12 protein-coding genes and 1 pseudogene are annotated in these 9707 nt (G+C 67.6%); 7 read left to right on the top strand and 6 right to left on the bottom strand.

Annotated features, from left to right (window positions below; translation table 11 throughout):
• Nucleotides 1-5: 5 nt before the first annotated feature.
• The 5 genes from DAD99_RS07500 to DAD99_RS07520 all read left to right on the top strand — a co-directional run bounded on the left by DAD99_RS07500 (nt 6) and on the right by DAD99_RS07520 (nt 4828).
• Complete coding sequence (locus DAD99_RS07500) at nt 6-935, top strand: dihydrodipicolinate synthase family protein (RefSeq protein WP_193341003.1); 930 nt, start codon at nt 6-8, stop codon at nt 933-935.
• Nucleotides 936-941: 6 nt separating this feature from the next.
• On the top strand, nt 942-1886 hold the full coding sequence (locus DAD99_RS07505; RefSeq protein ID WP_193341004.1) for an ROK family protein: 945 nt from the start codon (nt 942-944) through the stop codon (nt 1884-1886).
• 85 nt (nt 1887-1971) lie between these two features.
• Nucleotides 1972-2655: an N-acetylmannosamine-6-phosphate 2-epimerase gene (locus tag DAD99_RS07510; protein WP_185262204.1), complete on the top strand. Its 684-nt coding sequence runs from the start codon at nt 1972-1974 to the stop codon at nt 2653-2655.
• Between the two features lie 65 nt (nt 2656-2720).
• Nucleotides 2721-3938 carry an N-acetylglucosamine-6-phosphate deacetylase gene (locus tag DAD99_RS07515; RefSeq protein ID WP_227007780.1) on the top strand — a complete coding sequence of 406 codons (1218 nt, stop codon included), beginning with the start codon at nt 2721-2723 and terminating at the stop codon, nt 3936-3938.
• A 53-nt stretch (nt 3939-3991) separates the two neighbouring features.
• Complete coding sequence (locus DAD99_RS07520; protein ID WP_193341006.1) at nt 3992-4828, top strand: hypothetical protein; 837 nt, start codon at nt 3992-3994, stop codon at nt 4826-4828.
• A 286-nt stretch (nt 4829-5114) separates the two neighbouring features.
• Here DAD99_RS07520 and DAD99_RS07525 read toward each other — a convergent pair whose 3' ends face one another.
• From DAD99_RS07525 to DAD99_RS07550, 6 genes are all read right to left on the bottom strand, one after another.
• Nucleotides 5115-6515, bottom strand: coding sequence for a rhodanese-like domain-containing protein (locus tag DAD99_RS07525; RefSeq protein ID WP_193341007.1), 1401 nt, complete (start codon nt 6513-6515; stop codon nt 5115-5117).
• A gap of 110 nt (nt 6516-6625) precedes the next feature.
• On the bottom strand, nt 6626-6988 hold the full coding sequence (trxA, locus tag DAD99_RS07530) for a thioredoxin (RefSeq protein ID WP_193341008.1): 363 nt from the start codon (nt 6986-6988) through the stop codon (nt 6626-6628).
• Between the two features lie 50 nt (nt 6989-7038).
• On the bottom strand, nt 7039-7335 hold the full coding sequence (locus DAD99_RS07535) for a rhodanese-like domain-containing protein (RefSeq protein ID WP_193341009.1): 297 nt from the start codon (nt 7333-7335) through the stop codon (nt 7039-7041).
• 32 nt (nt 7336-7367) lie between these two features.
• Nucleotides 7368-7517 carry a rhodanese-like domain-containing protein gene (locus DAD99_RS07540; protein ID WP_193341020.1) on the bottom strand — a complete coding sequence of 50 codons (150 nt, stop codon included), beginning with the start codon at nt 7515-7517 and terminating at the stop codon, nt 7368-7370.
• A 24-nt stretch (nt 7518-7541) separates the two neighbouring features.
• Complete coding sequence (locus DAD99_RS07545) at nt 7542-8300, bottom strand: sulfite exporter TauE/SafE family protein (protein WP_193341010.1); 759 nt, start codon at nt 8298-8300, stop codon at nt 7542-7544.
• Nucleotides 8297-8914 (bottom strand): rhodanese-like domain-containing protein, encoded by a 618-nt coding sequence (locus DAD99_RS07550; protein WP_193341011.1) that lies wholly within the window; start codon nt 8912-8914, stop codon nt 8297-8299. The genes DAD99_RS07545 and DAD99_RS07550 overlap by 4 nt, the downstream gene beginning before the upstream one ends.
• A gap of 140 nt (nt 8915-9054) precedes the next feature.
• Between DAD99_RS07550 and DAD99_RS07555 the strand changes: the two are divergent.
• Both DAD99_RS07555 and DAD99_RS07560 read left to right on the top strand, forming a co-directional pair.
• Nucleotides 9055-9195 (top strand): annotated as a pseudogene (locus DAD99_RS07555) (metal-sensing transcriptional repressor); the annotation flags it as partial.
• A 320-nt stretch (nt 9196-9515) separates the two neighbouring features.
• The coding region (locus tag DAD99_RS07560; RefSeq protein ID WP_227007548.1) for a hypothetical protein at nt 9516-9707 on the top strand (192 nt) is incomplete at its 3' end.

Here is a 9707-nt window from a genome sequence, read left to right on the forward strand (position 1 = left end):
ACACCGTGACCACCGTCGCTTCCCGTTTCCAGGGCGTCATTCCGCCCGTCGTAACCCCCCGCACCGCCGATGGCGCCATCGACGTACCGTCGCTGGAAAACGTCACCAAGCACCTGCTCGACGGCGGCGTCAGCGGCCTGTTTGTATTGGGTTCCTCCGGCGAGGTCACCCACATGACCAACAGCGAGCGCGACCTCGTTGTGCAGACCGTGGCAGGCGTGAACGCCGGCCAGGTGCCGGTCATCGTGGGCGCCGTAGAGCAGACCACCAACCGCGTCATTGAGGAAGCCAAGCGCGTCATCGCGCTGGGAGCCGACTCGATCGTGGCCACCAGCCTGTACTACGCCATCTCCAACGCCCAGGAGAACGGCACGCATTTCCGCTCCATCGCCGCCGCCGTCGACGTCCCCGTCTTCGCCTACGACGTGCCGGTGCGCACCCACTTCAAGCTGCCCACCGACCTTCTGGTCGAGCTGGGCCGCGAGGGCGTCATTGCCGGCGTGAAGGACTCCTCCGGCGACGACGTCTCGTTCCGCCAGCTGCTGCTGGCCGCCAAGGACATCCCCAACTTCGACATCTTCACCGGCCACGAAGTGGTTGTGGACGGCGCCCTCCTGGGCGGCGCCCAGGGTGTTGTTCCGGGCCTCGGCAACGTTGACCCGGCCGGCTACCGCCGCCTCTTCGACGCAGCACAGGCCGGCGACTGGGCCCAGGCCGCAGCCGAACAGGACCGCCTGGCCGACGTCTTCGAGATCGTCTACACCCCCAAGGCCGGCCGCATGTCCGGCAACGCCGCGGGCCTGGGCGCCTTCAAGACCGCCCTGCAGCTCATGGGCGTTATCAAGACCAACGTCATGAGCGCCCCCATGCTCTCCCTGGACGAGGACGAGACCAAGGCAATCCGCGTCATCCTGGAACGCAACGGCCTGGTGTAGAGAACGATGTACGCGATCGGTGTTGACCTTGGGGGTACTAAGACTGCTGCCGGGGTTGTTTCCGGGGACGGGGAGGTTTTGTTTTCGGAGACCATTCCTACCCTGAACCGGGATGGCAGCGACGCGATCCTGGACGCTACTGCGGCGCTCATTTCTTCCCTCATGTCCCGGGCTCAAGCAGAGGGCCTGAACGTGGTGGGGGTCGGGGTTGGCTCGGCAGGGGTCATCGATGCCGGACGCGGTGTGGTGGTGTCGGCTACGGATGCCATTCTCGGGTGGGCCGGGACCAAGCTGACCGCAGCGTTGGCCGCCCGGCTCGGCCTGGCGCCGGAGGCTGTACAGGCTGTGAACGATGTCCATGCGCACGCCCTGGGCGAGTCGTGGACGGGTTCCGCCGCAGGAACCACCAGTTCGCTCCTGGTGGCCTTCGGCACCGGCGTCGGCGGCAGTTTTGTCCTGGCCGGGCACCCGGTCCTGGGTCACCGGTACGCGGGCGGACACGTGGGCCACTTCGCCTCCCCGTACGCTTTCCACGAAGGCCTGCCCGTGCCATGCGTCTGCGGCGGCGCCGGGCACGTTGAGGCAGTCGCCTCCGGGCCCGCCATCCGCGAGGCGTACCTGCGGCTGGGCGGCAACGAGCCGGTGCTGGACGCCCGCGGAGTCTTTGCCCGGGCCGGCTCCGGCGATGCCGTGGCCATCAAAGCTGTGGGCCTCGGCGCCGCCGCGGCAGGGCAGGCGGTGGGCGGTCTCGCGAATATCCTGGACCCCGAGGTAGTGGTGGTTTCCGGTGGGCTATCCGACGCCGGCGCCCCCTGGTGGCGCCCCATGGAACGGGCCTTGCGCGCCGAACTCCTGCCGGCCCTGCTCGGCCTCCCGGTCCTGCCCGCTAAACTCGGCAATGCCGCAGCAATGGTGGGCGCCGCGCGGCTGGTCCTCACCACTGCGTCCTGACTCCGTCGTCCAAAGCACCCCGCCTGACCACCTTGCCCCACCCCGATCGTCAGCCCGCTCCGCCAACCTTCCAGAGGAACCGACCGTGATTCTGACCCCCGAAGCCCTCGAAGCCCTGCGCGGGCAACTCATCGTCTCCTGCCAGGCGTATTTGGGCGAGCCCATGCGGGACCCGCGCACCACGGCGCAGTTTGCCGCCTCCGCCGTGATCGGCGGCGCCGCTGCTATCCGCGTCCAAGGCCTGGCCGATGTGCAGTTCACGCGGGCAGCGGTGGAGGTTCCGGTGATCGGGCTTTGGAAGGACGGGCACGACGGCGTCTTCATCACTCCCACACTCCGCCACGCTTTGGCGGTGGCCAACGCGGGCGCACACGTGGTGGCGATCGACGGCACGCGGCGGGAGCGTCCGGACGGCCTGACCCTGGCCCAGACGGTGGCGGGCATCCATCAGGATTCCCACGCGCTGGTCATGGCGGACTGCGGCTCGTTCGACGACGCTGCCGCTGCGGTCGCGGCCGGGGCCGACCTGATCGGCACCACGCTTTCCGGGTACTCCGGCGAGCGCCCCAAGACGCACGGCCCCGACCTGGAACTGCTGGAGCAGATCGCCGCCGCGGGCTTCGGCGTGCCGCTCATCGCCGAAGGCCGCCTCCACTCCCCCGCCCAGGCCCGGCAGTGCCTCGACGCCGGCGCGTTCGCCGTCGTCGTCGGTACCGCGATCACGCACCCGGCCACCATCACCGGCTGGTTCGCCGAGGCCCTGAAGTGAACCCGCCGCCGGAACAAACACAGCCGGAACAAACACAGCCCGCCGGCGCCGAGGCCGGGAACTACCTGCTGGCCGGCACGGTCCTGACCGACGGATCGGCCCAGGCCGACGCTGTGGTGGCCGTCGCGGACGGCCGGATCGCGTATGTGGGGCCCCGTGGGGGCCTGGACGAGGCATCGCTGCCGGGCCTTGAAGAACTTAACCTTCCGCCGGGCAGCATGATTCTGCCCGGCCTCGTAGACCTGCACTGCCACGGCGCCGTGGGCGGCGACTTCCCCAGCGGCGATAGCGAGGCTGCCAGGACCGCCGTGGACTTCCTGCACCGCAGCGGCACCACCACGCTGCTGGCAAGCATGGTTACGGCGTCCCGCGAGGACCTGATGCGTGGCCTGGCAACCCTGCGGCAGCTCGCCGACGAGGGACTCATCGCGGGCATCCACTCCGAAGGGCCGTTCCTCTCCCATGCACGCTGCGGCGCCCAGGATCCGCGGTACCTGCGCGAGCCGGACCTCCCCATGCTGGGCGAGCTGCTGGCCGCGGCCGGCGGCCACCTGCGGACCATGACCTACGCGCCCGAACTTCCCGGTGCCGGCGCCGTGGTGCGCACGCTCGGAGAGCACGGCGTCACACCGTCGCTGGGCCACACTGACGCGGATGCGCGGACGACGGCGGCCTCCCTCACCGAGGCGGCGGAGCTGCTGGCGGCCTCCGGCCTGGGGACCGTATCGCGCCCCACCGTCACACACCTCTTTAACGGCATGCCGCCGCTGCACCACCGCAGCCCCGGACCCGTCGCCGCGTGCCTCCGGCTGGCAAGGGCCGGCACGATTGCCGTCGAACTCATCGCCGACGGCGCGCACCTGGACCCCGAAACGGTCCGGACGGTCTTCGAGCTGGTAGGCGCGGCCAACGTGGTCCTGGTGACCGACTCCATGGCCGCCACCGGGCTGCCCGACGGCGACTACGAGCTGGGCCCCGCCTCCGTCTCCGTCAGCGGTGCCGTGGCCCGGCTCAGCGACGGCACGCTCGCCGGCGGGACGCTCGCCGGCGGGACGGCCACAATGCTGGACGTTGTGCGGCGGACCATTGAATCCGGGGTGGAGCCGGCCGCCGCTGTTCTGTCAGCCACTGCGGTGCCGGCGGCCATCATCGGCCGGGAACACGAAATCGGAAGCCTCCGCGCGGGCCTGCGTGCCGACGTCGTCGTAGTGGACCGCAGCTTCCGCCGCGTCCTGGTCCTGCGCGCCGGCCGCATGCTGGGACGCCCCGCCGTAGGCGTTTAACGCGGCATGGACTGCGGGATACTGGGCTGCCGCATCGCGCTAGACTTTCGATTATGACCGGTGCCCCTGCCCGTCTTCTGGCGTGGCTCGTTGTCCTGGCGTCCCTTCTCACGGCCTGCACTGCCGTGGTGGACCTCGACGACGCCGCCACGGATCGATCGTCCGTGACCTCCTCGGCCTCGCCAGCCGCAGACGACGTCACCCCTACCCCGCGCTGGGCTCCGGCCCCCACGCCGACCCCGGCGCCGACGGCATCCGCGGCGCCCCAGGCGTTCGCCCTAAACCTCTATCAGGAGGGCGACTTCGTGCCGCAGTACACCTTTGACTGGTGTGTTGCGGCGAGCATCCAGATGGCGCACAACCTCACTGACGAGACCGGGAGCCGCACGTGGGCCGATCGTGCCCAGCAGAACGAACTGTGGGAGATGGCCCGGGCACGGTCATCCGACTCGTTCAACGGTGCCAACCCGATCGGTTGGGCGGAGGTGCTGACCGAGGCCGGGATGGGTCCATACGCCGTCGTCAGCATCGCCGGCTACGAGGACGCGCTGCAGACCGCAGCGCGAGCCATCGCCGGCACAGGTCGGCCGGTCGGGCTGGTCATGTGGAGCGGCCGCCACGCGTGGGTGATGAGCGGGTTCGAGTCGCTCGGCGATCCGGGCCAGTTCCCCGGGTTCTCGGTTACCGGCGTCCGCGTCCAGGATCCGCTCTACCCGCACGGCAGCGGGCAATGGGGTCCGTCGCCCGCGCCCAACAGCCTGCTCACCCCCGAGCAGCTGGCGACCCAGTTCGTGGTCCGCGAGCCGCGACGCTGGAGCAGCGACATGCCGGCCGGCTACCTGCTGGTACTGCCGCAGGCTGCCGTAGCTGACGATCTCCGGGGCGGCTAAGGAGCTCTACCGCCCGAAGAGTTTGGCGAAGAAGCCCCTCGCGGACCGGCTCTCCCGCGCGTGACCGGGGCAGCGCTGGGAGCTGGGAACTCCGCGCAGGACTTCGTCTACGTGTTGGCCGCATCCGGCCCATGTCGTCTTGTGGCATTTTTCGCATTTCACTGCCCGGCACATGTGATTCTCCTTGGTTGGTGAGTCGCTGAACAGGGTGCGGTGGCACGGATGGAACGCGCCGTACCACCGCACCCTGGTTTTACTTAGTTGGTGTTCGCACCGCTACGCCTGCTTAGACAGCAGGAACGCTGTTCTGCAAGGCGTTCCAGGCAGCGTAGCTGCCGTCGAGTTCGACGACGTCGTACCCGGCGCGGCGGAGGGCGCTGGCAGCCACGGAGTTCCGTACGCCGGACTGGCAGTAGCTCACGATGGTGCCCTCGGCCGGGAGTTCGTCGAGGTGCCACATGGCGCGGCCGCCACTGAGCTGGTGTGAGCCAGGGATGTGCCCGGCGGCGTGCTCGGTGCGGTTGCGGACGTCCAGGACCATGGCCGCCTCGAAGCCGGCGAGGTCCTCGGGCTGGATGAGCTTGGGTGTGAAGGTGGGCAGACTGTCGATGCTGGTGAGGTAGCCGGCAACGTTGTCGATGCCCACGCGGACCAGGTGGTCCCACATGTCCTGCGCGGATTCCTGGTCGGCGGCCAGGAGCACCAGCGGGTTCTTGTCCGTCTCCGGGTTTACCACCCAGGCGCCGTAGCTGGCCACGGACTTCGCGGCCGGAACGTTCAGGGACCGGACCACGGTGCCCTCGTGGACTTCGCTGTTCGGGCGGGTGTCGATGAAGGTGACCTTGTCCTCGGAGAGGTCTTTCGCGACCTTTTCGGGATTCAGTTCCTGTAGCGGAGCGCGTTCGCCCATGACGGCCGGGCCCACACGGTTTTCGCGCTTCATCCGGCCGAAGTAGGCGTGGGCGTCGGGCTGGCCCTCGAGGAGTTCGTCGATGAAGCCCTGCTCGTCGTTGGTGGCGAGGTAGGGGCCCCACCAAGAGTAAAGACGCTCGTAGCCGACGGTGGAGGAGGGGATGGCGCCGAGTGCCTTGCCGCAGGCGCTGCCGGCCCCGTGGGCCGGGTGGACCTGGACGTAGTCCGGCAGGGTCAGGAACTTATCCCGCAAGCTGGCGAACAACTGCTTGGCGCCCTCGAAGCGGGTGTCGACGCCGCCGGCTGCTTCGTCGAGCAGGTCCGGCCGGCCCAGGTCACCGGAGAAGACGAAGTCGCCGGAGAGCAGGTAGCCGGGCTGGTCGCTGAATGCGCCGTCGGTGACCAGGAAGGACAGGTGCTCAGGGGTGTGGCCCGGGGTATGTGCGGCCTGGATGCTGATGTTGCCGACGGTGATCTTGTCACCGTCGTAAAGGCGTTCGCCGTCGAATTCGTACTGCCAGTCCGGCCCGCCTTCACCGGAGACGTAGATTTTCGCGCCGGTGGCGGCAGCGAGTTCGCGGGTGCCGGAGAGGTAATCGGCGTGGATGTGGGTTTCGGTGACGGCCACGATCTTCATGCCGTTCTTCTCGGCCAAGTCCTGGTAAACGGCGATGTCGCGGCGGCCGTCGACAACGACGGCCGTGCCATTGGCCTGGCAGCCGATCAGGTAGCTGGCCTGGGCAAGGTCCTCGTCGTAAATACGCTCGAAAAGCATCTGGCGTTCTCCTTCGTGAGGGGAAGTTGGGTGTTTGTTCTTTACTGATTCTAATACCCCTGGGGGTATATGGCAATGAGGGGTGTGCCACTCCGTTGGGGGCTCGGGTGTTAGGGGTGGTGCGGTGCGGCGTCGGCGCGAAGGTTGTCCATGTCCAGGTTCTTGACGGCTTGGATGACTTCCTCGAGTCCGGCCGCGTTGAGTGCTCCGGGCTGGGAGAAGACGAGGGTGTTGTCCTTGAAGGCCATCAGGGTGGGGATGGAGGTGATGTTTGCTGCGGCGGCGAGGGCCTGTTCGGCTTCGGTGTCCACCTTGGCGAAGGTGATGTCCGGGTGCTGTTCGGCGGCGGCGCCGTAGGTGGGGGCGAACATGCGGCAGGGGCCGCACCAGGCTGCCCAGAAGTCAACGAAGACGATCTCGTTGCCCTCCAGGGTCCGGGCGAAGCTCTGTTCGGTGACGTCGATGGTTGCCATTTGTCTTTCGTGTCCTTTCGGGCGTTGTCTTAGGTGGCGGTACTGGGGCGTCAGGTGGTGGGGAGTCCGGCGCGGGTCCAGGCGATCATGCCGCCTGCCATCGTGTCCGCGCTATAGCCGGCCCCGTTGAGGGCGTCAGCCACTGCTGCGCTGCGGTTGCCGCTGCGGCAGACGGCGATGACGGGGACGGCGGGATCCAGTTCGGACAGGCGTGCCTGCAGCTGGCCCATGGGGATGTGCAGGGCACCGGGGATCAGGCCTTCCTCTACCTCGAAGTCCTCGCGGACATCGAGGATGCGGGCCGTGTTGCGGCGCTGCTCGGCTTCGGTGATGGTGATTTCAGCCATTGGATTCTCCTTCGAAATATTCTGGGCTGTTGTTATCGGACGGGTTCGACGGCCTGGCGCCAGGCGGCCATGCCGCCGCGCACTGAGTTGGCGTCGTAGCCCTTGGCTGCGAGCTGCCGGACGGCCGAGGCGGAGCGCATGCCGGAGGCACACAGGCCGACCACGGAACGGGATTTCTCGATCCCTGCGGTACTTGTTGGGTGGCGTCAGGCGGTGAGGGTGCCGGCGGTGACCCACGCCGCGACAGCGAAGATGAGTACCGCGAAGGATACGCGGATGTGCTTGTCCTTCAGGCGGCGGGCCAGGCGGGCGGCGAGGACGGAACCCAGGATGGCCGGGACCGCGAACGCCAGGGTGGTGGCCCAGTCGATGGTGTAGCCGGCAGCGTGGGCGCTGAAGCCGGCGGCGGAGTTAATGATGATGATCGCCAGGGAGGTTCCGACCGCCTGCTTCATCCGCAGGCCCAGGAAGATGGTCAGCGCGGGGGTGATGAGGAAGCCCCCGCCTACCCCGAGCAGTCCGGTGAGGAATCCTACGAGCAGGCCCACTGTCACGGCCTTCGGGGCGCAGGACCGGAAAGCCCGGTGTGGGCCGGTGCTGCAGGACCCTTCGGACTCGCGGGGCTTCATCAGCATCCGAATGCCCGCAGCCACCATGATCACGGCAAACCCCAGCATCAGGATGTTCGGATCCAGCAGCTTGCCTACGGCCGCGCCGGCCCAGGCCGCCGGAATACCGGCGGCCCCGACCAATGCGATCACGGGCCAGTTCAGGCCCTCCCGGATCCGGGGAAGCAGGGCTGCCAGCGAAGACACTCCCACTACCAGCAGAGAGGTGGGGATGGCCTGCGCCGGGCTCATGCCCACCCCGTAAACCAAGGCTGGAACGGCGATGATCGACCCGCCGCCGCCCACTACGCCCAGGACGATCCCGACGACGAGCCCCAGACCCAGGGCCGGAATCATGCCGCGGCGTCCTCTTCTGCGGCCGGAACGGGAAGCTGCAGGATGGCGCTTTCTCGGGTGGGCTCCGCGGCTGCCTTGTTCCACGGCATGGCCGAGAGGGCCTTGCCCATGGCGCAGGTGTTGGTCGCGGCCGAGAACGTCAGGCCGGTCCCGATGGCGCCGGCCAGCATGCGGATCTTCGGGGAGACGAACCTGCCCCCGGCCAGACCCAGAACCACCAGGGAACCTGCGGCCAGGCGGACCTGGCGTTCAAGGTCCCAGCGGTCCTTCCCCTTGACCACGTCGCCACCGGCCGCGGCGAAGCCAGGAACGCCGCCGTTGAGGACGTAAGCGGTGTCCAGACCAACGGTAGCCATGCGCTGGCGGGCCTGCTCGGCCCGCACCCCGGACTGGCACACCAGAACCACTCGCGAACCCAGCCGGGCGGCAAGCTCGTCAGTGTGCTCGGACAGCAACGGCAGCGGCACATTGTAGGAGCCTCGGATATGCATGGACTCGAACTCCGCGGCGGAACGCACATCGATTACCACCAGGTTCCGGTGCTCTTTAAACCAGGACTGAAGGGTCTCCGGGGCAAGTGCCTTAACGGCGGTTGCTTTGGAAGGGGACGTCATTGAAGGCCTCTCGGGAGGGGTCAGGTGGATACCCCACCAAGTATTACAGATACCCCCCGGGGTAGCCAAAACACCCTGGGGGGTATAAAGTTACGAAACACCCGCGATCTATTCTGGAGAATCCTTTGGAGCTGAATCCCACACAAGTCGCCGCCGTCTCGAAGGCCCTCGACCGGGCCGGATTCGCCATCATTGCCACCGGGCTTGAACAGTGCATCGTCCAAAAGGATGCAAGCATGGGGACGAAAGACCTGGAGAAGCTCTTCCTCTCCCTCGCCTAATCAGCCCGCCGCATCAGCGGCCCGTCGACTACTTCGACGAGCACCATGGCGTATATCCTGGCCACCACCGTGTCCCTTCCCTGGTCGGAAGCGCTGACCGCACGCGCGAGGCCCTTGCGGTCCCGATCTGGATGAGCGCAGGCGACTTCTGAAACTGACAACGCTGCTGAGACATCAGATCCGCAGCACGAATTCCAGGTCAACCAGCAAGGGCCTAGATGAGTAATTCCAAGGGGTGTGTTCGGCGCGGCGCGGCGGTTTAGAGGGCAAGGGTGTCCAGAATCGGCGTTATCTACCCAACGTCGAACTTGGAGGCTCACGTGGACGCCGATCTGGACACCCTTGCTACTGCATTGTATGTGGCAGCCGATGATCTGTTAAAGGCATATCCGGAACGGATCCCGGCCCGGCCCCGCATCGGAATCAGCCCGAGGATCACCGATGCTGAGCTGATCACCTTGGCCGTGATGCAGGCCCTGCTCGGCTTTACCAGTGAAGCCAGATGGCTGCGT

The sequence above is a fragment of the Pseudarthrobacter sp. AB1 genome (assembly GCF_014926485.1).
In the GTDB taxonomy this organism is placed as follows: Bacteria; Actinomycetota; Actinomycetes; order Actinomycetales; family Micrococcaceae; genus Arthrobacter.